This is a genomic window from Streptomyces sp. NBC_00996, from assembly GCF_045162675.1.
Classification (GTDB): domain Bacteria; phylum Actinomycetota; class Actinomycetes; order Streptomycetales; family Streptomycetaceae; genus Streptomyces.
This window is the reverse complement of sequence record NZ_CP108723.1, coordinates 5,694,146-5,716,095: the sequence shown is the minus strand read 5'-3', so window position 1 is coordinate 5,716,095 and position 21,950 is coordinate 5,694,146. Positions and strand designations below refer to the sequence as shown.

Sequence of the window (21,950 nt, the reverse complement as noted above, 5' to 3'; positions counted from 1 at the left end):
TGGAGCTACGACGTTGCGAAGCCCATGTCCATGCCAGTGAGAGTTTCGCCCTGCCGGACTACCGGCGGCAGTCTGCGAGGGGCGCGTGGATCGATCCGTCAACTACTTCTACACCAGCTGCACCCGTAGCGACGGGTGGCCGTCCCTCAGCCGCTTCCACGCCGACCTGGAGTACCGGCTGAGGGCCCAGGAAGGCTTATGGGTGGGCGGTGTTCTGGGGCCACAGCCCGGTTCGCCACCGGTGCTCGAAAGCGCCATCACCCGGGTCGGGGTGATGATCGCACTCTACTCGCCGGAGTACTTCAAGGACCGGGACTGCGGTCTGGAACTGGCCGTCTTCCAACGTCGGTTACGTCGGGACGAAGACCGTGCCGAACGTGACGTGTCCGAATGCCTGATCCCACTCGTCTGGAAGCCCGTCCCGCGGCTTCCCAAGGGGGCGCCCGCCCCGGAGGAGTGGTCGATCGGCGCGGAGTGGGACGACGGATACGGATATCGGCGGTACGTCACTTCGGGGCTGCACGGACTGATGCATTCGGACGGCTCGGCGGCCGACGAGGCGTACTACTCCTTGATAGGGCAACTGGCCAAACGCATCACCGAGGCGAGACGCCTCGGCCTCACCGAGATCACCGACGCAGCCGAACTCCGCGACATACAGCCCGCGTTCGGGTATACCTCCCACGCCCGCCAGACCACCCCGGCCCGCACGGCGGTCCGTACCGGGCCGGGCCTGGGGGACCTCGACCACCATGCCCCCCTCCCCACCGCCCCCCTCGAATCCGTGGCCATCAGCTACGTGGGGGCGGACCAGCCCTGGGCGGACTGGATGGAGGAGATCCTGGAACTGGCCGGTCATCCCGAGGTGTCCCAGGTGCGGTGGAGGACCGAGGACGAGTCGTTGCCGGAGACGGTGCGACGGGCACACGAGGTGGCCGAGCGGGTCGTCGTCGTCTTCTCCCGCAGCTACTTCGCGGCCGGCTCCGGCGATCCGCTCCACTGGGAGAACGCGTTCGTCGGTCCGGGCAAAGAGTGGCTCATTCCCGTCCAGATCGACGCCGAGCCCCGTCCGCTGCTGGTGCGCCGTGGCGTGCGGGTCACCCAGTTGACCGGCTCGGACGAGAGCCAGGCCCGCCTTCTGTGCGACCTGGTGCGCGAACCCGATCCACAGGTCCCGGACCAGCGCGGAGGAGACGCCCGGTGACGTCTGCCCGCCTGCGCCCACCCCGTTCGGCCACCGAACCGCCCCCCATATGGAATATCCGCGAACTGGGCCTGCCCTTTCAGGGGCGCGACGACCAGATCGCGGCGCTGTTGAAGCTCTTCACGCAGTACGGTCACGTGCTGCTGCACGACGCCGCCGCGCCGCTCCAGGGCTTCGGCAAAACCCAGATGGCCCTCGCCTACTGCCGCCGCTACCACCGCCGTTACGACGTGGCATGGTGGTTCGAGTGCAACGGCGAGACCGATGACGATCGGCTGTGCGGACTGATCGACGACCAGTACCGGCAGCTGCGCGAGAAGTGCGCGCAGGAATTCGGGCCGAATCACGAACCCAGACCCGACAAACGCTGGCTGTTCGTCTACGACAACGTGCCGAACCCTGATCGGATCTACGAGCACTTCGTCCCCGGCGCGGGTCACCGGCTCGTCACCTCCCGGTCCGGCGGGGAGACATGGGGGAAGAACCGACTGGAACTCGGTGGCCTCAGTCAGGCGCAGGCCGAGGCACTGCTCCTGGACCAGGCCGAGGACCAGCTGGACTCGAAGCAGGCCGAGCACCTGGCGAGTCTGATCAAGGGCCATCCCGGACTGCTGCTCGAGGTCGCCGAGGAGGTGCTCCACTCCGGCTTCGAGAAGTGCGCCAGGGCGCTGACGCCGGCACCCCGGACGGACCCCGACACGCCGCCCGGCGGCATGGTCCTCCTTGCTCACGCACGTGCGGCCGACCAGTCCGGCAGGCCCCTCAGCCCGGAGGAGCGCCGGACCCTCATCGAGGAACTGGCGCGCTCGCCGGTGGGCCGCACCCGGGACGCGTACGACGCCTGGGTGGACTCCGTGCGGTATGCGATCGGGCCGACGCAGTTGACGCTCTCGAACGACAGTGGGGCCACCCGGACCCGTATCGTCTCGGTCGTCAACTTCGCGTTGTCCCAAGAGACTTCAATGGTCATGGTCGCGCTCGCGGACGCCTTGGAGGAGCTCGGGGAGGACGAGGCCGGGGTCGCCGAGGTGCGGCGCTTGGTCAACAAGGCCAAGGCCGCTTGGACCCGCGATCCGCGACAATAGGCACCCCATGACAGATGCCGGGAGGACCGATGACACGGTCGCCGTTCTTCTTCACCAGTTACGCGGTACGCCGCGCGGACAGCCCGCTCGTCAGGCAGTTCCACGACCGCCTCCAGCAGGAAGTGGAGATCAAGCGCGGCCGGTCCGCGACCAACGAGGGGTTCCTCGACGTGGGGAACCTGGAACTCGGTGTCGAGTGGCGGCGCAAGCTCTCTCAGGCGCTGGGCCGCACCCGGTTCTTGATCGCGCTCCTCTCCGACGACTACTTCGACCGCGAGTGGTGCGGGCGGGAGTGGGCGGTCATGACGGAGCGGGTGCGCCTGGCTGCTCCGCAGGAACCGGTCGCCATCCTTCCGCTGTTCTGGGTACCGGTCGCCCGGGCACTGCCCCCCGAAGTCGCGGCGGTGCAGTACCGCATGCCGAAGCTCGGGGCCGCGTACGCGGACAGCTGCCTGGTCGACCTCATGCGCGGCGACCCGCAGGAGTTCGAGAAGTTCGTCATCGAACTGACCGACTACATGGTCCAGGCGGCCACGGCACCCCTGCCTGAGCTGGACGCCGATACCGCCGAACGGTTCCCTCCGGCCTTCGGGCTGACCGCCGCCGCCCCGGCGCCCACGGCCTCCGCGCCACGTACGCCCCGGGCATCGCCCACCGAGGAGGAGCCGCCTCGTGCCGACGGCGCCGCGCCGATGACCCCCGGCGAGAAGCGTGCACTGATCGAGCTGATCCTGGCCTCCGAGGTGGCCCGCACCCGCGACGGGTGGGACGTGTACGTGGATTCCGTCCGCACCCTGGTCCACCCCGAGCAGGTGCATCTGCTGAGCGACGGCGGTCAGCTCAGGACAAGGGTGGTCGCCCTGGTCACGGCCGCACTCCGGCGCCGCACGCCTGCCGTTCTGCTGGCCGTCGGGGATGCTCTGGCCGACCAGACGGGCGAGGCCGAGGCGGAGGCGGTGCTGCGCCTGGTGCGGGCCGCCGCGGCCAAGTGGCCCATGGCCTGATGGACCACAGCGCCACCGAGGACTCCGACTGCGCCTTCTGCAGGATCGCGGCGGGTTCAGCCTTCGCCCGCGTCATCCACGAGGACCAGGACACACTGGCCTTCCTGCCGCTCAGGCCCGTCACCAGCGGGCACGCGCTCGTCATTCCCCGGCGGCACATCCGGGATCTGTGGGGCCTGGACGAGGCGACGGCCACGGCGTTGACACGGAGCGTGCTGCGGGTCGCGCACGCGGTGCGGGCCGCCTTCCGGCCCACCGGGCTGAACGTCGTGAACTCGGCGGGCGCGTCGGCGACTCAGAGCGTCATGCACCTCCACGTACACGTCGTGGCCCGTTACGAGGGTGACCGGATCGGCAACTTCTGGCCGCCGTCACCGCCCATGGAACCCACCGGGCTGGACGCGGCGGCCGAGCGGCTGCGGCTGGCCGTGAGAGCGGGGCGCGGGCGCCGGTCAGCCGAGCAACAGGACGGCCAGGAAGGCGAGATGAGCGACGCAGAGACCGCCGTAGAACAGTGAGAGCGTCGGGGAGAAGGCGGACCGCCGCCACCTCACCCGGTCCGCGTAGGGGCGGGGGTCCATGGAGAACGGCTCGACCGTGCTCCTGGGCCGCCTGACCTCGTCGTAGAGCGTGCGGAACAGCCGCTCCTGGTGCAGGAAGTAGCCGTCCAGGAACCAGAAGGCCGCGAGCACGATCAGCGCCGTCGCGACGATGGGCCAGCTGGTGCTGCCCGCCGCGAAGGCGAGGAGGCCTCCGGTCAGGGTCAGCGCCCAGCCCTTCACCAGGAAGGAGTTGTTGGCGAGCCGTGAGACGACCCCCTGCAGGAACTCAAGATGCTTCACCTGATCCGCGTCGAGAACCTGACGGTCCGCGTCGGCCGGGTCCCCCACACCCCTGGTGTTCATCGGAGAAGATTACCGCCGACCGTCATCGGGCCGGCGGGCTTTCGTCCGGTCCGTCCGGTGCCCGCGCACGCTGTGCCGGATTTCCGGCCTATCGTGACGCCCATGCAGTCCTACACAATCGGCCAGGCCGCCCGGCTCCTCGGCGTGAGCCCCGACACCGCCCGACGGTGGGCGGACGCCGGTCGGGTGGCCACCCATCGGGACGAGGGCGGGCGGCGGCTCATCGACGGGCGGGATCTCGCCGCGTTCTCCGTCGAGCTGGCCGGGGCCGGTGGTGAGGAGGGAGCCTCCTACACGTCCGTCCGCAACGCGTTCCCGGGCATCGTCACCGCCGTCAAACTCGGCGATGTCGCGGCCCAGGTGGAGATCCAGGCGGGACCGCACCGGCTGGTCTCGCTGCTGACCCGGGAGGCCGTCGAGGAGCTGGGCCTGGAAGTCGGCATGGAGGCCACCGCCCGGGTGAAGTCGACCAACGTGCACATCGACCGCACGTGAGGAGGCGTGCGGTTCACGACTCTGCCGACGTCGTCGCCGAAGTCGCAGTCGCAGTCGCAGTCGCAGTCGCTCGTCGTACAGCACGCAGAGCACCTCGGCCATGACGCGGCTCTCCTCAACCGCGTTGATCGGAAGGTGCTTTCACGATCCTCGGGGTCGATCGCGCCGGTCGAACGAACGTTGCTGTGCCCGGACAGCCGGCGGCTATCGGCTCCGCCCGCCCAGATGCTCCTTCAGCAGCGCATCGAGGGCGTCCCGTACGTCCGCCTCCCGCGCCACCTTCAACAGCGCCTCCGCCAGCACGGACTGAGGCTCCTCCCGGGCCACCACGATCCCGACCCTGGGCCCGTGCGCGGGTCCTTCCAGCGGCACCACCCGCATCCCGTCGGGCACCCCGAACATGTGCAGCCAGGCATGCGATATCACGCTGGACCAGCGGCCGCCCGGCAGATGCGCGTACAACCCGGCGACGCTGTCCGACTCGATCGCCGGGCGGCCGTCGCTCCGTCGGCGGCGAAGCACGCGTCGATGATCCGGCGGTTGCGCATCCGGGGGCTGAGCAGACACAGCGGCAGCGCCGCCGCCTGCGCCCAGCGAGCCGTCGGCGCCGTGGCCAGCGGGCCGTCCACCGGTGTGAGGAGCACATACCGCTCCTCGTACAGCGGGAAGCCGCGTGCGGGACGCAGCTCGTCGTCGTCGAGATACGTCATCGCCGCGTCCAGCTCGAACTCGGCCAGGCCCTGTCTGATCTCGGCGGACGACAGCGACGCCAGTGCGACCCGGGCCCGCGGGTGCTCCGCCGTCGGGCGGACGGGCGGTTCCGTAAGGGACTGGGTCACTGGGTACCACCTCCCGGAAGACCGTACCCGCAGCACCGGCTCGTACAAACGCACATGCGCACGTCCATGCGTCGATCACCCAGCTCATGCGATGTGACAGGAGACTTTTGGGTGGCATCTGCGGAAGTATGATCGGCGTATGCACGACTGAGGCTTCAAAGGGAGTGGAACCGTAATGACCCGTACCGCACGCCGGACCTGCCGGACCCTGCGGGTGGCAGGCGCCGGCGCCGCCGCGCTGCTGGCCCTGAGCGCCTGCTCCTCCTCGTCCGACTCCTCGGCGAAGCCGGACTCCTCGGCGTCCGCCAAGGACAGCTCGAAGCTCTCCGGCACGGTGACCGTCTTCGCCGCCGCCTCCCTGAAGGAGAGCTTCACGACGCTGGGCAAGGAGTTCGAGAAGGCCCACCCCGGTACGAAGGTGACCTTCAGCTTCGGCGGCAGTGACTCGCTCGCCGCGAGCATCACGGGCGGCGCCCCGGCCGACGTGTTCGCCGCCGCCAGCCCCAAGACGATGGCGATCGTGACGGACAAGAACGACGCGGTCGGCACCCCGACCACCTTCGTCCGCAACCAGCTGGAGATCGCCACCCTGCCCGGCAACCCCGACAAGGTCGCCTCCCTGAAGGACCTCACCAAGTCCGGCCTGAAGGTCGTCCTGTGCGACAAGACGGTGCCGTGCGGCGCCGCCGCGCAGAAGGCGCTGGACGCCAGCAGCCTCAAGCTCACCCCGGTCTCGTACGAGCAGGACGTCAAGAGCGCCCTGACGAAGGTGGAGCTGAAGGAGGCCGACGCCGCCGTCGTCTACAAGACCGATGTGAAGGCGGCGGGTGACAAGGTGGAGGGCGTGGAGTTCCCCGAGTCGGCCAATGCCGTCAACGACTACCCGATGGCCCTGCTCAAGGACGCGGACAACGCGGCCGCGGCAAAGGCGTTCATCGAGCTGGTGAAGTCAGCCGAGGGCCAGAAGGTCCTGACAGCGGCCGGATTCCTCAAGCCGTGACCACCGGGCTGGACACCTCCGACGCCGCGGCCGACACCCTGACCGGTGGGCCGCGGCGCGGACGCGTCCGGACGGGCACGCGGCGCGGCGCGCCGCTCCCCCTGCTGCTGCCCGCCCTCGTCGGCCTGGCCTTCCTGCTCCTCCCCCTTCTCGCCCTCCTTGTACGGGCTCCCTGGCGCAGCCTGCCGGACCAGCTGACCAGCACGGAGGTCTGGCAGGCGCTCCAACTGTCCCTGCTCACCGCCACAGCGGCGACCGCGGTGAGCCTGGTGCTCGGCGTGCCCCTCGCGTGGCTGCTCGCGCGCACCGAGTTCCCTGGGCGCGGCTTCGTACGCGCCCTGGTGACGCTGCCGCTCGTGCTGCCCCCGGTGGTGGGCGGTGTGGCCCTGCTGCTGGCCCTCGGTCGCAACGGAGTCGTCGGACAGTGGCTGGACTCGGCCTTCGGGATCACGCTGCCGTTCACCACGGCCGGGGTGGTCGTGGCCGAGGCGTTCGTGGCGATGCCGTTCCTCGTGATCAGCGTGGAGGGCACGCTGCGGGCCGCCGATCCGCGCTACGAGGAGGCCGCCATGACCCTCGGCGCCTCCCGCTTCACCGCGTTCCGCCGGGTCACGCTGCCGCTGATCGCGCCCGGGATCGCGGCGGGCTCCGTGCTGGCCTGGGCCCGCGCGCTCGGCGAGTTCGGCGCGACGATCACCTTCGCGGGCAACTTCCCCGGCCGTACGCAGACCATGCCACTGGCCGTGTACCTGGCCCTGCAGGACGACCCGGCCGCCGCGATCGCGCTGAGCCTGGTGCTGCTGGCCGTGTCGATCGCGGTCCTCGCGGGACTGCGCGACCGCTGGATGACGGCGGCCTCATGACGCACGGGTACGAGACGGTGGTGGCGCCATGACGGACGGACGTGTACGAGACGGTGACGGCGCCACGACCGACCCGACCGCCCCCGCCGAGCGGGGCTTCGCCGGCAAGGGACCCGACAAGGGCCTCGACGCCCGCCTCGTCGTCCACCGCGGCGCCTTCCACCTCGATGTCACGCTGACCGCCGCCCCCGGCGACGTCGTCGCGTTGCTCGGGCCGAACGGCGCGGGCAAGACCACCGCGCTGCGCACGCTGGCCGGTCTCACCCCGCTGTCCGACGGCGGGCATCTGCGGCTGGACGGCGCCGCGCTGGACCGTACGCCGCCCGAATCCCGACCCGTCGGCGTCGTCTTCCAGGACTATCTGCTCTTCCCCCACCTGACCGCCCTCGACAACGTGGCCTTCGGACCGCGCTGCCAGGGCGCGGGGAAGGCCGAGGCTCGGGCGCAGGCCGCCGAATGGCTGGACCGCATGGGCCTGACCGACCACGCCGGAGCCAAGCCGCGCCGGCTCTCCGGCGGGCAGGCGCAACGCGTCGCCCTCGCCCGCGCGCTGGCCACCCACCCCCGGCTGCTCCTGCTCGACGAACCGCTCGCCGCGCTCGACGCCCGTACGCGCCTCGATGTGCGCGCCCAGCTCCGGCGCCACCTGGCCGACTTCGAGGCCGTCGCCGTACTGGTGACGCACGACCCGTTGGACGCGATGGTGCTGGCCGACCGGCTCGTCGTCATCGAGCACGGCCGCGTCGTCCAGGAGGGCACACCGTCGGACATCGCCCGGCATCCGCGCACCGACTACATCGCCCAGCTGGTCGGCCTCAACCTCTACCGGGGGCAGGCCGAGGGCCACACCGTACGGCTCGACTCGGGCCCGGCGATCACCACGACCGAGGACCTCGACGGACCGGCCTTCGTGGCCTTCCCGCCCGGCGCCGTCACCCTGCACCGCGACCGCCCCACCGGCTCCAGCGCCCGTAATCTGTGGCAGTGCCGGGTCGGCGGACTGGAGACCCACGGCGACCAGATCCGCGCGGACCTCACCGGCGAACTCCCGCTCGCCGCCGACCTGACGACGGTCGCCGCGGCGGAACTGGACCTGCACCCGGGTGCCTCGGTCTGGGCGACGGTGAAGGCCACGCAGACGCACGCGTATCCGGCGTAGCGTCAGGGCCTGTCCGGCGGATCATTCGGAGGCGGGCACGGCGGCCGCGCGCACCATCACGCAGTCGAACTCCACCACCCGGCCCGTCGCCGCTTCCCGCGACACCGGGTACATGCCCGTGATCTCGAACCCGCTCCCCTCGTACACGGCGATCGCCTCGCCCATCCGGGGGCTGCCCTCGTACAGCCGCAGCGTCGCGACCTCCGACTGCATCCCGACGAACTCGGGGACGCGGTCCCCGGCGCCCGCGAACACCTCCAGGTCGTACCCCTGGGTGTCCATCTTCAGATAGGGCCGGGGATCGGTGATCCCGGCCAGCGCCTTGTCCATCACCCCGTCGAGCCGGCGGATCTCGATGTCCTCGGTGCGCGTCTTCGCGAACCGCTTGTAGCGGTCCTTGCCGTAATCGCTCGGCGGGAGGAGAGAGTTCATGGTGTTCCAGCCCACGTGGATGGACTGGGTGGCGTCTTCGCGGCCCAGCCCGACCTGGTACACCCACCAGTCGGGGTCCTCCTCGGCGGCCTTCCGGAGCTTGGCGAAGGCCTCCGCCGTGGGTTCGAAGGAGACGATCCGGCCGCTGTAGCCGAGGCGGCGCAACCGCCGGCCGTACTGGCCGGCGTTGGCCCCCACGTCGAAGACGCAGTTCACCTCGTACCGGTCGAGGAGCGCGGCGACGTGCTGCCCGCACAGGTAGGCCGCGGCCGCCAGCTGGAACCGGCGTTCGTCGGCCGCCGTCGCCTTCTCGTCGAGGAGCAGACGGGCGCCGGTGTCCCCGAGAGACACGCTCTTCCAGGCCGCGGTCGCGCCTCTCAGCACCAGATCAGCACCCATACCCAGCGGAACGCGTCTGCGCTCACCACGCCGGTAGACCAACGCTGTACCCGAACCGAGATCCAGAACCCGCACCCCTATCCGGGGAAGCAGCCCTAGCAGTTTTCTGTGAAGGGCCGGCATCCCCACACCCTTTCAGACATGTCGGGGCGCGCACCGGGAGTTGGTTGAACCGCCTTCATCTGCGTGGTACAGCCATCTGGTGACCTCTCCAGAGACGCCTTCCGCCGTCCCGCCGCTGGCCGCCGAACTGGGCATGCAACAGCACCCCGAGGGTGGCTGGTTCGTCGAGACGTGGACGGCGCCACAGGCCTTCCGCCCCGATGGCTACCCCGGCCCCCGCGCCGCCGCGACCGCGATCTATTTCCTGCTCACCCCGCACGACACATCCGCCTGGCACACGGTGCGCTCCGACGAACTGTGGCTGTGGCACCGCGGCGGCCCCCTTGACCTGCTCCTCGGCGGCGACGGCCGCACCCCCGACTCCACCCCCACGGTCGTCCGCCTCGGCCCGGCCATCGAGGCCGGTGAACGCCCCCAGGTCCTGATCCCCGGCGGCGTGTGGCAGTCCGCTCGCCCGGCAACTGATCAGGAGGTGCTGGTCAGTTGCGTGGTGGCTCCCGGCTTCGACTACGAGGACTTCCGCCTGCTCGACTCGGGGCTCTGATCGGGGCTCCGGCACCTGCCCGGAGGGCTCCGTCGCGGCTTTGTGACGTAAGGCGCTGGTTGCCGATCACCAGGGGCGGGCATCACCCGAAGGCAGGACCGGCCGCGCACCGTTTCGCGCGAGTCCCGGTCGGTGGGGATGGAGCCGCCGGGTGCTGGTTGTCCTGGCAGGGGGAAGAGAGGTGTCCGTCATGCGTGCGCACCAGCGCGCCGTCAGGCCGACCGCCCGCGTGGAGTACACACTGCCGCGTACGGCCGTCTCGGCGGGCAGGGCCCGCAGGTTGACGTCGGCGTTCCTCACCCGGCCATGGCCGCGGATGCCGGCGCCGACCGCCGACCAGGTCGACGACGCCACGCTGATCGCCTCGGAACTCGTCGCCAACGCCATACGGCACGGCCGCACCGGTTGCCGGCTGCGCCTGCAGCTGGGGCACGGACAGGTGACCGTCGAGGTCCACGACGACAGCCCCGGGCGGCCCCGCGTCGGCCCGCTGGACGCCGACTCGGAGAGCGGCCGCGGCCTCGCGATGGTCCAGCACCTCGCCCACAGCCTGGAGGTCGTCAGCACCGGCTTCGGCGGCAAGACGGTCCGCGCGGTCCTGGCGGTGTAGTACCGCAGCCGCATACGGGCGCCACGGGCTACGCGGGTCCGGACCAGCTCTCGGCCCGGCCGGCGACGACCGGGCGGGCCGGGGCGGAGGCCGGGCGGGCCGGGGCGGAGGCCGGGCGGCAGACGAAGCCCAGGCGGGTGAGGGCGCGGGCCACCTCGGCCTCAGTGAAGTCGCACGCAACGCATGGTGCCTCCGCAGGGTGAGTTTCGCGGCGCCGAAAACGGGTAGGACGAGCCGGGAAATTCGCCGGAAATTCATTCAGGGAAGACGCCCGGAAGACGGCCCGAGGAAGCCGGGAAGAAGCCCGAGGGAAACAAAAAGCAGGTGGCCGGGGCCCGCACCTCAGGGTGCGGGTCCCGGCCACCTGTAAGCGTCGGCCGACTCGGGAGTCAGGCGTCAGCGGGTCCCGGACTAGGCGGGGACGATGTTCTCCGCCTGGGGGCCCTTCTGGCCCTGGGTGACGTCGAAGGTCACCTTCTGGCCTTCCTGGAGCTCACGGAAGCCCTGGGTGGCGATGTTCGAGTAGTGGGCGAAGACGTCGGCGCCGCCGCCGTCCTGCTCGATGAAGCCGAAGCCCTTTTCCGCGTTGAACCACTTCACGGTGCCAGTAGCCATGTCATATCTCCTTCGGGGCAAAGCTCGAAGGCCCACACTGTGTGGACCTGCGTCGCCGCGATGATTGCCCCGTCCGGAAAACGCACCGGAAAAACTTTGGGAACCACAACTGCAACTGATATCGACACTAGCACGGTACTGGCCCCGAGGGGGGGCGCACTATCTCACCCCACTACGGGGAATATAAAAATCTGACGACGCCCCGAGCCATTTTCTGCATCGGCCGAAACAGATATTCAGGCCGGCCGGAGACGGTGCCGCAGGCGGGTGAGCGCCAGGGTTCAGGCGTCCTGCGTCGCCCTCCGGCGCAGTTCCGCGTTGAGCCGCAGGGCCTCGTCGAGGCGGTCCTCCAGGGTGCCGATGCGGCAGGCAGCCTCCACCGACGTGCCCTGGTCGACCAGGTCGCGAGCGCGGGCGGCGACGCGCAGCTGACTGCGGGAGTAGCGGCGGTGGCCGCCACCGGACCGCAGCGGCGTGATCAGGCCCGCCTCGCCGACGGCGCGCAGGAACACGGGGGTGGCACCGATCATCTCGCGGCGCGGCCCATCGTGTACGCGGGGTAGTCGTCGTCTTCGAAGCGCTCGGTGGCACTCGCTGACGTTCCCTGGGTCAGGTGCATCACCTGCACTCTGACAGATCCACGGAAGGCGCCCCAAGGGTGTCCGTCGACGGGGCGGAGCCGGGCTCACCCGGACGGCCCCGTGCGCTGGTGGGCGGCCCTCCCGGGTGGTGGCGTGGGAGGACACACCGCGTCCTCGGGAGGCCTTCGCCATGAACCGTCCGTCCTGTCTCCTCGCGTCCGCCCTGACCGCGGGCATGCTGCTGTCGACGGCCGCGTGTTCGAGAGGCGACAGTGTTGATTCCGGTCGTACGGATGTCCCGGCGTCCCCCGCGGCCAAGGACTCGCCCACCGCGCTCACCGAGGCCCAGGCCATGGCCGCGCTGATCACCAACACCGACCTGGGGTCCGAGTGGACCGAGACGCAGGGCACGGCGACCTGGCACGACACGCTGCTCAAGAGCAAGGTCGACACGGAGGCCTTCGTCACGGACAAGCAGAACGCCGTCGACTGCCAGAAACTGCTCGATGGTCTGTACGCCGAGGACCTGCTCGGCGACCCGAAGGGAGGGCAGGCCGTCACCGGGTTCGACGACAGCGACAACGACGGGCAGATGCACTACCTGGTCGCCGGGTACACGCAGTCCGACGTGGACGCGAAGCTGTCGTGGCTGAAGACGCTGCCGGACAAGTGCGATCAGTTCACCGCCGTCGACAACAAGGGCGGGAAGCAGACCGTCCAGGTCATCTCGATGTCGCTGCCCAACGTGGGCGACGCCCGCCAGGGGCTGCAGATCACCATGAACGGTGAACTGGACGGTGATCCCTCCACCTTGACCCTGGACTTCGCTGCCGTACGGGTCGGCGACAGCGCCCTGTCCTTCAGCAACGGCGGCCTCAACGGCGCCGACGATGCCTCCACCCAACAGGCCGCCCAAGCGGGCGCCACCCGCCTGAAGGACGTCCTGGCGGGCAAGACGCCCCCGCCCACACAGGGCTGAGTTTTCGCCCCCTCCGCCCCTGTCCGTCCCTTACCGGCCTTTCGGCTGCGGGTGCGTGGGGGCTCGTCGCGCAGTTCCCCGCGCCCCTTTTCAGTGGCGCGGGGAAGTGCGCAGTCTTTGGGGCGCGCCCGCTCACCCCATCCGCTCGACCGCCTCCTTGGCCTCCCTGAGGTCGGCCCCCGTGGCCTCGCGGTACGCCTTGATGGCCTGGATCTTCTTGCCGTCGCGAAGGAGGGTGGCGACCTGGGGAAGGTGCGGGTCGTCCTGGTGGAGGCCGAGGTGGTCGAGGATCAGGTCGAGTTTGTGCTCGACACGCGCGATTCTGCGGTCGGTGCGGCCCAGCTTGCTTTCCAGCCCCGCGAAGCTCGCGATCATGAGCGTGGCGAGGACGAAGAGACCCGTTATTTCCATGGTCCGTGATCCTAGGACCCGCCGCCGCGGGAACCGATGCGGCGCAACAGGCCCGGCAGCGCGCTTCGTTCACCCTCGACGCCGCGACCCCCTAGTGTCCTGCGCCACTAATTCGTCGTTAGTTCTTGGTGCCCCACTGCCGCCGACTTGGCCGAATACTCGCAGGCCGGGGCTGGATGGGCGGACAACCAACCCGGCCGGGCAAGGCGCGAATCCACCGACGAACTTCTGGCGCAGCGCACTAGCCGCCCGACGTGCCCGATCCCGCACCCGCACCCGCACCCGCACCCGGCAGAGCGGTGGGTGGCGTGGAAGTCGACCTCGCTGTCGGGGTGTCCGTGGGGGCCGTCCCCTCGACGTCGATCACCGAGCCCGGGCTCAACTGCCCGTACAGCCACTTCGCGTCGGCCTGGCGCAGGCCGATCCAGCCGGTCGTGCGGTCGTAGTCGCCGGGGGCCTTCTCGTCGTAGGTGAGGCCGGCGATGTAGTTCGCCGTCCCGTCCGAGGCGCTGAATTCGATCACCCAGGGGACCTTGAGGTGGTAGTCGCCCTTGATGCCGGCCACGCTGCCCGGCATCACTTTGACGGACTCCTTGGCGGTGACCGTCATCCGGCCCGTCCCCGTGGGCGTCCACTCGGAGCCGGAGGAGAGCGGCAGTTCGCGACCCGCCACCGAGATCACCCGCCGGGACAGGTCGACCGTGGCGTCCGGTACCGCCGGGAGGCTGGGCGTGCCGGTGGGGCTCGCGGCCGGGGCCGGGCGCTGATCCGTGCCGCCGCCGAGGTTCAGGACGAGCGCGAGGGCCAGCCCCGCCGCGGCAAAGCCGCCGGCCACGGCCAGCGTCGTACGGCGGCGGCGTCGGCGGCGCAGCGCCCGGCCGCGGATCTCCGCACCCGACAGCGCCGGGAGCATCTCCCCTTCGGCCGCCAACTCCCGTAGTTCCGAGGTGAGTTCATCGGACACGGTCGTCCTCCCTCTCCCCCTTGCCGGCCGGGTCCGCCGAGTCCGCGGACAGCACCCGTGCCAGCGCCGCCCGGCCGCGGGACAGGCGGGCCTTGACCGTGCCCACGGGGGCACCGGTTTCGGAGGCTACCTGCTCGACACTCAGGTCGCACAGATGGTGCAGGACCAGCGCCATCCGCTGCGGCTCGGGCAGCGTGCGCAGCGCGGCGACCAGGGCGGTGCGCTCGAGGTCGGGGCCCGGGGTGTGCTCGGGCGGCGGAGTGCGCCGTACGAGCTCGAGCCAGCGGCGCGCACGGCGCCAGCGGCTCACCGCGAGCCGCATCGCCACGGTCCGTATCCACGCCTCGGGAGCCCCGTCGGCGAGGAACTCCCGCCGCCGGTCCCAGGCGCGTACGAACGCCTCCTGGACGACGTCCTGTGCCTCGCCGTGGTCCCCGGTGAAGGCGTAGAGCTGGCCGGTCAGCCGGGGGAACGCGGCGGCGTAGAACGCGTCGAACTCTTCCTCGGTCATGCCCCCCGCCGGAGTTTCCGGAATTTCCGCGGCCCGATGCAACCCGGCCGTCCCTGCCGGGCGTACAGGTCCCGTACGTCGCACATCGAAACACACCACAGGGGGAGCGCGATGACCACGGGCGGCACGGGGAGTACGGGCAGTTGGGGGATCGGGAGAGGCAGGCGGCGTCGGCTCGGGCGGGCCTGGGGCGCGGCGGCGGTGTGCGCGTTCGCGCTGGCGGGCTGCTCGGCACGGGCCCTGGCGGACGGGAGCGGAGGCACGGGCGCCGGGACGGGCGCGGGCGCGAAGCCGGCCGTCACCACCACGGTCAATCCGACGCCGAAGCCCACGTCCACGCCGCTCAAGTCCCTGAAGGGAGCCCGCGTCAACATCGCCGACGGGCAGACCGTGGGCGTCGGCATGCCCATATCCGTGACGTTCGACCACGTCATACCTGCCGCCGAACGGGCGGACGTGGAACGGCAGTTGAAGGTCACCGCGGACGTCGAGGGCTCCTGGAGCTGGATCAAGGACCGCAATCTGCTGGACGGGCAGCGCGTCGACTTCCGGCCGCGCACGTACTGGAAGCCGGGCACGGTGGTCACCGTCCGGGCCGGTGCCGGGATCACTCGCCATTTCACGGTGGGCCGCTCCCTCGTCGCCGAAGTCGATGTGCGTACACACTCCATGACGGTTGAGAAGGCCGGTTCGACGCACCGCGTTCCGATCACCGCCGGCGCCCCGGGCATGGACACCTGGAACGGCACGATGGTCGTCTCCGACAAGGCGACCAAGGTCTTCATGAACTCGCGGACGGTCGGCTACGGCGACGCGTACGCCGGCTATTACTCCTACGCCGTGCACCTCACCTCTTCGGGCACCTACCTCCACCAGAACCCGAAGGCCAACACCTACGCGGGTCACCGGAACGTCACCCACGGGTGCATCGGACTCGCCACCGACGGCACGGCGAAGAGCTTCTACGACGAGGTCATCCCGGGCGACGTCGTCACGGTCGTCGGCTCCACGGACCCGGTGGCCGTGGGCAATGGATACGGCGACTGGAACCTGAGCTGGGAGCAGTGGCGGGCAGGAAGCGCGCTCTCGTGAACTCCGCGCGAGAAATTTCGGCCCCGGTGTCATCCGGGGCGCGGGTGACCGGAGTTTGGAGGAGTGGAGAGGCGCCCTCCAGTCCGATTCGTACATCGCACATCGCTGCAACGCGAGGAGTTGTCCGTTCATGACACGGATACAGAAGTACGTGGCCGCCACCGCGGTCGCCGTCGCACTGGTCGGGGCGCCTGCGGTGTCGTACGCCGCCTCACAGGGGAAGGCGGCGTCCGGCACACATCAGCGGGTCACCGAGGCGAAGGCCGCGGTCGTCGAAGCCGCTGCCAAGAAGGCCCCTGCGGCTCGGATCGTCGCTCCCGGCGAACACGTGAAGGTCCCTGGCGGCGCGGAGATCTGGCTCACCAAGGAGGGCAAGTACTGGACGACGCCGGAGAATCCCGAGCCGCAGTTCCGCAGTGTCGTCGACGGGAACATCGACCTGACGCAGCCGGGTGTGTCGATGCAGTCGGAGGGCGTGGCCGGCCACTACTTCCTCTCCGGCCTCTACTACGGCGGCAAGGGCACCGCGTCCCGCGTCACCGTCGAGACCAAGTCCGCAGCCGTGCGCGGCAAGCTGCTGGAGCTGGCGGGCAGGCCCGGCTGGGGCGTCTGGTACGCCACCGCCGAGGTGCCGGCGAGCGATGACAAGGGCGGGCTCGGCTACGTCGAGAAGGTCACCGTCCGCACCACCCAGGGCAAGGTCTACGCCCAGCTGAAGCTGAACTGATCCTGCGGGCGGGGGAGTCGGGTTGTTCAGGTCTCGGCTCCCCCGCACCGCCCCACCCCCCACGTACCCGACCCGAGGGACCGCCGGCCGTGCCGCACAACCCCACCGACGCCTCCCGAATCGCCGCGCAGCCGCGCGAAGTTCCCGCTGACGCCTCCCCGGTCGCCGCCGAGAGCGGTGACTTCGCGGCGTACGCCACCGCGGCCTGGCCGCGCCTCGTGCGCACCGCGCACATGCTCACCGGCGACTTCCACGAGGCGGAGGATCTCGTCCAGACCACGCTGGCCAAGGTCTACGCACGCTGGCGGCGCATCCCGCGCGACGACGTCGACTTCTACGTACGCCGCTCGCTGGTCAACAACAACCTCAGCCGGGTGCGCAAGAGACGGGTCGCGCATCTGCTGATGCCGTTCCTGCCGGAGCGGGTGCACCAGCGCGAGCCCGGGCACGCGGAGGCCGTCGAGCAGCGGGCGGCCCTCGGCCAGGCGCTGGCCTCGCTTTCGGCGCGGCAGCGTGCCGTGATGGTGCTGCGCTACTGGGAGGACCTGGGCGAGCCCGAGATAGCCCAGCTGCTCGGCTGCTCGGTCGGCACGGTCAAGACCCATGCCCGGCGCGGCCTGGAGGCCCTGCGCGCCCACCCCTTGTTCGACGGCCGACACCCCGTTTCCGGAGCCCGCCCATGAACCACCCGTTCCGTTCCCCGCGCCCCCCGGCCGAGGCCGATCGGCTGCGCGAGGTGTTCACCGAGGCCGCGTACGACGTCACGCCCTCCGCGGTGCCGCTGGCCGCCATCGAGCGCGAGGGCCGCCGGCGCAGGCGGCGCCGCGGGTCCGCCGTGCTGGGGGCGGCCTGCGGGGTACTGGTCGTGCTGCTGGCCGTAGTAGTGCTCCGCGACGGCGCGGCCGCCGGGCCCGGCGAGTGGGTGAAGCCGCCCGCCGCGAGCGCCGGCACCCCGAGCCCCTCGCCCTCGGTGCCCGCGGGCAGGGTGCGGGTCGTGACGCCCGGCGAGCGGGTGCAGGTCGCGCCCGGCATCAAGATCTGGCTGACCGAGGACGGCAAGCACTGGCTGGAGCCGGGGGCGCCCGGCGCCCAGTTCCGCAGTGTCTCCGACGGCAACCTCGACATGAGCAGGCCCGGCGTCAGCCTCCAGGAGTCGGGGCAGGACGGCAGTTACTTCCTCTCGGGCATCTTCCACGGCAGGGGCGAACCGGCACGCGTCGAGGTCGAGACCACCGCGGGCGAGGGCAACGGCACCGCGCTCACGCTCGCGGGCAGGCCCGGCTGGGGCGTCTGGTACCTGCGGACGAAAGTGCCGGACTCCGTGACGTCCGTGAGCGGCGTGACCGGCGTCACCAAGAGAGTCACCGTGTACGACTCGGCGGGCGGGGTGATCGCGAACCAGGAGTTCGCGCCGTGAGGGCCCTGAGGAGCGCCGGCACGCGAGGCGCCGGCCGCCCGACCTTGCGGCGCCGCGCCCGGGCCCGCCTCGGCCGCTACCTCCGGGCCCGCCGTGTCCGGGCCCGCCGCACCCGTGGCAGGCGCCTGCGCCGTGTGCTGATCGCCCTGCTCGTCGTGCTGCTCTCGCTCGTCGGCGCGGCCGTGGTGGCCTACAGGCTGACGGTGGTCCCCGAGCCGCACCCGGAGACGGCGATGCAGAGCACGGTCTTCGTGGACACCCACGGGGACTATCTGGGGCGGCGCGGCCCGGTCGACCGTCAGGAGATCCCGCTCTCGCAGGTGCCGCGGCATGTACAGGAGGCGGTGATCGCCGCGGAGAACCGCTCCTTCCGTACGGACACGGGGATCTCGCCGAGTGCGATCGCCCGGGCGGCGTGGTCGACGGTGAGCGGCGGCGGCCGGCAGGGCGGTTCCACGATCACTCAGCAGTACGTGAAGAACGCGCTGCTCAGCCCGGAGCAGTCCCTGTCCCGCAAGGCACGGGAGGCCTTGATCGCCATCAAGCTGGACCGCACCCGGTCGAAGGACGAGATCCTGCAGGGCTACCTGAACACGGTGTACTTCGGCCGCGGCGCGGCGGGCATCCGGGCCGCAGCCCGCAACTACTTCGGCGTGGACGCGAAGGACCTCACGGTCAGCCAGGGAGCCGCCCTGGCCGCCATCGTCAACATCCCCTCGTACTACGAGAAGGCGGGCTCGGACGCGAAGGTGACGACGAAGCTGACGGACCGGTGGGAGTGGGTGCTGGACGCCATGGCCGACAGCGGGGCCATCACACCCGCCCAGCGCACCGCGGCCCGCTTCCCGGCGTTCCGCTTCTACCCGCCGGGGGACACGGACGGCCAGCGCCAGTACCTGATCGACGCGGCCGCGGCGGAGGCCGCCGACCGGCTGGGCATCACCCAGGACGAGCTGGCTCGCGGCGGCTACACGGTCCGCACCACCTTCGACCTCACGGCCCAGGACGCGACGGCGGAACTGGTGAGTGACGAGCCGGTCGATCCGCACAGGCCGGCCGAGAAGGGCACCCGGCTGCACACGGCAGTGGTCGCGTCGGTGCCGGGCGACGGCGCGGTCCGTGTCCTGTACGGCGGCGCGGACTACGCCCGGCAGCCCTTCAACGACGCGCTGCACGGAGCGGTGGAGGCGGGCACGGCACTCGAGCCCTTCACGGCGGCGAAACTGGGCGCTCCCCTGACGGCCCTGCCGCGCCGCACGGCCCCCACGCCCCTGGACATGGCCGCCGCGTACGCCACGGCGGCGGCCGGGGGCACCTACGCCCAGCCCTACACCGTCCAGAAGATCACCCGGGCGGGCCGCACCCTCTTCACGGCCCGCCCTCGCACCCGAACGGCGATGGACCGGTTCGGTGCGGGAACGATCACCAAGGTCCTGCACGCCACGGATCCGTCCCCCCTGACCACGTACACGGCGGGCGCGGGGACCCGGACCCTGTGGCAGACCACGTACGACCCGCGACTCGCCGTGACCGTCGCTCTCTTCGCCCAGCACCCCGCACACGGCAAACACCCACCCCGCACGGCCCAGCTTCCCGCCGGCGCCTCCCGTCTCGCCGCCCGCATCACCGCGGACGTACGCCACCGGCTGGCGCCGCCGGCCTGGGGAACGGTCCCCGTTCCCGCACAGACGTCGAGGGCCCGGGGGACCGGCTGAAGGCCGGGGACCCCGAGTCGGAGCGGGATCGAGACCATAAGGCCCTACCCCCCGCAAAAAAATAGGGCCCATACTGGCTACACGATGACGAAACCCTCCGCGCCCCGGCGCCACCTGCCCACCAGCCCCTTCGCCGCCCCGGTCGTCCCCGTGGCCAAGGAGTTCAGCCTCGGAGACCGCGTCTCCCACGACCAGTACGGCCTGGGCACGATCGTCGGTGTCGAAGAGGGCATCGCGATGCTCGTCGACTTCGGCGCCCGCCAGGTCCGCGTCCTCAGCCCGTACACCCGGATGGACCGACTCTGACCCACTCCCCGAACGGCCCACACCGCTAGCCACCCCCCAGCCCGCGACACAGGCTGGACGCATGACTGCCCCGGCGCGTGATGACCTTCCCTTCGACGATCTCACGGACTTCGAGAACGCCGATCGGGGGTTCATCGCGGCGTTGGTGCCGGGTGAGGTCAGGGACGCGGAGGGGCAGGTCGTCTATGACGGGGACGCGTACTCGTTCCTGGGGGACGACTGTCCGGACAGCGCGCATCCCGGTCTGTGGCGGCAGGCGCGGTTGTGTGCGCGGCAAGGGTTGTACGAGGTCACCGAGGGTGTGATCAGGTTCGGGGGCTCGATCTCTCGAACATGACCGTCGTCGAGGGCAAGCGGGGCGTGCTGGTCGTCGACCCCTTGATCTCCGCCGAGTGCGCCTCGGCCGCCCTCTCCCTGTACCGGGAGCACCGGGGGCAGCGGCCCGTGACCGGGCTGATCTACACGCACTCGCACGTCGATCATTTCGGCGGTTCGCGCGGGGTGCTGCCGCACGGGAGCGAGGGCGGGGTGCCGGTGCTCGCGCCCGAAGGGTTCCTGGAGCACGCGGTCAGCGAGAACGTCTACGCCGGGAACGCGATGCTGCGGCGCGCCGACTTCATGCACGGGACCCGGCTGCCCAAGGGGCCGCGCGGTCAGATCGGTACCGGGCTCGGCACCGTGATCTCCACCGGCAGCACCGGGCTCGTCGCGCCGAACGTGGACATCACCCGTACCGGGCAGGAGGAGACCGTCGACGGGGTGCGGTTCGTCTTCCAGCTGACGCCGGGCACCGAGGCGCCCGCCGAGATGAACTTCCTGCTGCGCGAGCAGCGCGCCCTGTGCGTGGCCGAGAACGCCAACCACACCCTGCACAACCTGCTCACCCTGCGTGGCGCCCTCGTCCGCGACGCCCGTGTCTGGGCCCGGTACCTCGACGAGACGATGGACATCTTCGGCGATGCGTACGACGTCGCCTTCGGGTCGCATCACTGGCCGACCTGGGGTCGCGAGAACGTCGTCCGGTTCCTGGGCGAGCAGCGGGATTTGTACGCCTACCTGCGCGACCAGACCCTCCGCCTGCTCAACAACGGCCTCACCGGCCCCGAGATCGCCGAGGAGCTGCGCCTGCCGCCCGCCCTGGAGAACTCCTGGCATGCGCGGGGGTACTACGGGTCCTTGAGTCATAACGTGAAGGCCGTCTACCAGCGGTACCTGGGCTGGTACGACGGCAATCCCGCCCACCTCTGGGAGCATCCGCCCGTCGAACTCGCCCGGCGGTACGTGGAGTTGGGCGGCGGTGCCGAGCAGGTGCTCGACAAGGCCCGCGCCTACGCCGACGGCGGCGATCTCCGCTTCGCCGCGACCCTGCTCAACCACCTGGTCTTCGCCGATCCGGACAACACCGCGGCCAAGGAAGCCCTCGCCACCGTCTACGACAGGCTCGGGCACGGCTCCGAGAACGGGACCTGGCGCAACTTCTACCTCACCGCCGCCCTGGAGCTGCGCGAGGGCCCGGCCGCCGTCGAGATCGACACCTCCGGCTCCGGGATGACGTCCGCGCTGACCGTGAGCATGCTCCTCGACTCGCTCGCCGTCCGCATCGACGGCCCGCGCGCCTGGAACGAACACCTGACGCTCGACTTCGTCGTCATCGACGAGCAGCGCCGCCACCGGGTCAATCTCCACCACGGGGCGCTCACCCATCGCAGCATGCCGATCCACCACACGCCCAAGCCGCACGCGGGTCTGACGCTGATCCTCACCCGGCCCGAGCTGCTCGGGCTGCTCTCGGGCCAGGGCCTCGCCGGCATCGAGACGGACGGCGACACAGAGCTCCTGGCCCGCCTGCTCTCGTACGCCTCCGAGCCGGACAAGGCCTTCCCCGTCGTCACGCCGTAACCCGAACCAACGCCTCTCGTACGGGTTCTCCGGCTGCTTCACCCTCTTCACCGAGGTGGCGTCCAGCACGG

At 70.9% G+C, this 21,950-nt stretch carries 26 protein-coding genes and 2 pseudogenes; 18 read left to right on the top strand and 10 right to left on the bottom strand.

The genetic code is table 11. From position 1 onward, the window contains the following. Positions 1-85: 85 nt before the first annotated feature. Genes OG390_RS26870 through OG390_RS26855 form a run of 4 tightly spaced genes read left to right on the top strand, consistent with a single transcriptional unit; the run spans position 86 to position 3,811 of the window. Positions 86-1,204 (top strand): toll/interleukin-1 receptor domain-containing protein, encoded by a 1,119-nt coding sequence (locus OG390_RS26870; protein ID WP_406171760.1) that lies wholly within the window; start codon positions 86-88, stop codon positions 1,202-1,204. Further along, positions 1,201-2,289, top strand: a complete 1,089-nt coding sequence (locus tag OG390_RS26865) for an effector-associated domain 2-containing protein (protein ID WP_406171758.1) — start codon at positions 1,201-1,203, stop codon at positions 2,287-2,289. Before OG390_RS26870 ends, OG390_RS26865 begins: the two co-directional genes overlap by 4 nt. A 29-nt stretch (positions 2,290-2,318) precedes the next feature. After that, on the top strand, positions 2,319-3,293 hold the full coding sequence (locus OG390_RS26860; protein WP_406171756.1) for a TIR domain-containing protein: 975 nt from the start codon (positions 2,319-2,321) through the stop codon (positions 3,291-3,293). Then, a complete protein-coding gene (locus tag OG390_RS26855; protein WP_406171754.1) occupies positions 3,293-3,811 on the top strand; it encodes an HIT family protein in 519 nt (172 codons plus the stop codon). The genes OG390_RS26860 and OG390_RS26855 overlap by 1 nt, the downstream gene beginning before the upstream one ends. Here OG390_RS26855 and OG390_RS26850 read toward each other — a convergent pair. Next, positions 3,746-4,198, bottom strand: a complete 453-nt coding sequence (locus OG390_RS26850; protein WP_406171753.1) for a hypothetical protein — start codon at positions 4,196-4,198, stop codon at positions 3,746-3,748. The genes OG390_RS26855 and OG390_RS26850 overlap by 66 nt on opposite strands. Before the next feature lie 102 nt (positions 4,199-4,300). On the opposite strand from OG390_RS26850, the gene OG390_RS26845 reads away from it, so the two are divergent. Next, positions 4,301-4,693, top strand: a complete 393-nt coding sequence (locus OG390_RS26845) for a molybdopterin-binding protein (RefSeq protein ID WP_189187005.1) — start codon at positions 4,301-4,303, stop codon at positions 4,691-4,693. A 204-nt stretch (positions 4,694-4,897) separates the two neighbouring features. Here the strand turns inward: OG390_RS26845 and OG390_RS26840 are convergent, their stop codons facing one another. Continuing rightward, positions 4,898-5,119, bottom strand: coding sequence for a hypothetical protein (locus OG390_RS26840; protein ID WP_406171751.1), 222 nt, complete (start codon positions 5,117-5,119; stop codon positions 4,898-4,900). Then, the gene (locus tag OG390_RS26835; protein ID WP_406171749.1) at positions 5,116-5,532 is read right to left on the bottom strand and encodes a LysR family transcriptional regulator substrate-binding protein; all 417 of its coding nucleotides are present in this window, start codon (positions 5,530-5,532) and stop codon (positions 5,116-5,118) included. The genes OG390_RS26840 and OG390_RS26835 overlap by 4 nt, the downstream gene beginning before the upstream one ends. A gap of 175 nt (positions 5,533-5,707) precedes the next feature. On the opposite strand from OG390_RS26835, the gene modA reads away from it, so the two are divergent. From modA to OG390_RS26820, 3 genes are read left to right on the top strand one after another with little or no spacing between them, the layout of a single operon-like run. Continuing rightward, on the top strand, positions 5,708-6,532 hold the full coding sequence (gene modA / locus OG390_RS26830) for a molybdate ABC transporter substrate-binding protein (protein WP_406171748.1): 825 nt from the start codon (positions 5,708-5,710) through the stop codon (positions 6,530-6,532). Then, positions 6,529-7,395, top strand: a complete 867-nt coding sequence (locus tag OG390_RS26825; RefSeq protein ID WP_406171746.1) for an ABC transporter permease — start codon at positions 6,529-6,531, stop codon at positions 7,393-7,395. Before modA ends, OG390_RS26825 begins: the two co-directional genes overlap by 4 nt. A gap of 28 nt (positions 7,396-7,423) precedes the next feature. Beyond that, complete coding sequence (locus OG390_RS26820; protein ID WP_406171744.1) at positions 7,424-8,554, top strand: ABC transporter ATP-binding protein; 1,131 nt, start codon at positions 7,424-7,426, stop codon at positions 8,552-8,554. Positions 8,555-8,575: 21 nt separating this feature from the next. Here the strand turns inward: OG390_RS26820 and OG390_RS26815 are convergent, their stop codons facing one another. Continuing rightward, entirely contained in the window at positions 8,576-9,385 is an 810-nt protein-coding gene (locus OG390_RS26815; protein WP_406171742.1) for an FkbM family methyltransferase, read from the bottom strand. A 202-nt stretch (positions 9,386-9,587) separates the two neighbouring features. Between OG390_RS26815 and OG390_RS26810 the strand changes: the two genes are divergently transcribed. Continuing rightward, positions 9,588-10,052, top strand: coding sequence for a cupin domain-containing protein (locus tag OG390_RS26810; protein ID WP_406171740.1), 465 nt, complete (start codon positions 9,588-9,590; stop codon positions 10,050-10,052). Between the two features lie 190 nt (positions 10,053-10,242). Beyond that, complete coding sequence (locus tag OG390_RS26805) at positions 10,243-10,662, top strand: ATP-binding protein (protein ID WP_406171738.1); 420 nt, start codon at positions 10,243-10,245, stop codon at positions 10,660-10,662. A 28-nt stretch (positions 10,663-10,690) separates the two neighbouring features. Here the strand turns inward: OG390_RS26805 and OG390_RS26800 are convergent, their stop codons facing one another. From OG390_RS26800 to OG390_RS26790, 3 genes and pseudogenes are all read right to left on the bottom strand, one after another. Next, on the bottom strand, positions 10,691-10,816 hold the full coding sequence (locus OG390_RS26800; protein ID WP_406171736.1) for a hypothetical protein: 126 nt from the start codon (positions 10,814-10,816) through the stop codon (positions 10,691-10,693). A gap of 257 nt (positions 10,817-11,073) precedes the next feature. Further along, positions 11,074-11,277 (bottom strand): cold-shock protein, encoded by a 204-nt coding sequence (locus tag OG390_RS26795; protein ID WP_010986199.1) that lies wholly within the window; start codon positions 11,275-11,277, stop codon positions 11,074-11,076. Positions 11,278-11,558: 281 nt separating this feature from the next. Then, positions 11,559-11,896 (bottom strand): annotated as a pseudogene (locus OG390_RS26790) (MerR family transcriptional regulator). A 152-nt stretch (positions 11,897-12,048) separates the two neighbouring features. Between OG390_RS26790 and OG390_RS26785 the strand changes: the two are divergent. Beyond that, entirely contained in the window at positions 12,049-12,837 is a 789-nt protein-coding gene (locus OG390_RS26785) for a hypothetical protein (RefSeq protein ID WP_406171733.1), read from the top strand. 132 nt (positions 12,838-12,969) lie between these two features. Here OG390_RS26785 and OG390_RS26780 read toward each other — a convergent pair whose 3' ends face one another. From OG390_RS26780 to OG390_RS26770, 3 genes are all read right to left on the bottom strand, one after another. Continuing rightward, positions 12,970-13,248, bottom strand: coding sequence for a ribosomal protein L7/L12 (locus OG390_RS26780; protein ID WP_406171732.1), 279 nt, complete (start codon positions 13,246-13,248; stop codon positions 12,970-12,972). 241 nt (positions 13,249-13,489) lie between these two features. Then, positions 13,490-14,212 (bottom strand): L,D-transpeptidase, encoded by a 723-nt coding sequence (locus OG390_RS26775; RefSeq protein ID WP_406171730.1) that lies wholly within the window; start codon positions 14,210-14,212, stop codon positions 13,490-13,492. Further along, positions 14,202-14,723: a SigE family RNA polymerase sigma factor gene (locus tag OG390_RS26770; RefSeq protein ID WP_406171728.1), complete on the bottom strand. Its 522-nt coding sequence runs from the start codon at positions 14,721-14,723 to the stop codon at positions 14,202-14,204. The genes OG390_RS26775 and OG390_RS26770 overlap by 11 nt, the downstream gene beginning before the upstream one ends. A gap of 111 nt (positions 14,724-14,834) precedes the next feature. Between OG390_RS26770 and OG390_RS26765 the strand changes: the two genes are divergently transcribed. The 7 genes and pseudogenes from OG390_RS26765 (at position 14,835) to OG390_RS26735 (ending at position 21,879) form a co-directional block, all read left to right on the top strand. Next, on the top strand, positions 14,835-15,815 hold the full coding sequence (locus tag OG390_RS26765; protein WP_406171726.1) for a L,D-transpeptidase: 981 nt from the start codon (positions 14,835-14,837) through the stop codon (positions 15,813-15,815). A gap of 130 nt (positions 15,816-15,945) precedes the next feature. Next, positions 15,946-16,542: a hypothetical protein gene (locus OG390_RS26760; protein WP_406171724.1), complete on the top strand. Its 597-nt coding sequence runs from the start codon at positions 15,946-15,948 to the stop codon at positions 16,540-16,542. Between the two features lie 119 nt (positions 16,543-16,661). After that, complete coding sequence (locus OG390_RS26755) at positions 16,662-17,225, top strand: SigE family RNA polymerase sigma factor (RefSeq protein WP_406177870.1); 564 nt, start codon at positions 16,662-16,664, stop codon at positions 17,223-17,225. Continuing rightward, on the top strand, positions 17,222-17,959 hold the full coding sequence (locus OG390_RS26750) for a hypothetical protein (protein WP_406171722.1): 738 nt from the start codon (positions 17,222-17,224) through the stop codon (positions 17,957-17,959). Before OG390_RS26755 ends, OG390_RS26750 begins: the two co-directional genes overlap by 4 nt. Further along, positions 17,956-19,674, top strand: a complete 1,719-nt coding sequence (locus OG390_RS26745; protein ID WP_406171720.1) for a transglycosylase domain-containing protein — start codon at positions 17,956-17,958, stop codon at positions 19,672-19,674. Before OG390_RS26750 ends, OG390_RS26745 begins: the two co-directional genes overlap by 4 nt. Before the next feature lie 84 nt (positions 19,675-19,758). Then, entirely contained in the window at positions 19,759-19,980 is a 222-nt protein-coding gene (locus tag OG390_RS26740) for a hypothetical protein (RefSeq protein ID WP_081218430.1), read from the top strand. 61 nt (positions 19,981-20,041) lie between these two features. After that, positions 20,042-21,879: pseudogene (locus OG390_RS26735) on the top strand (alkyl/aryl-sulfatase). The last annotated feature ends 71 nt before the right edge of the window (positions 21,880-21,950 follow it).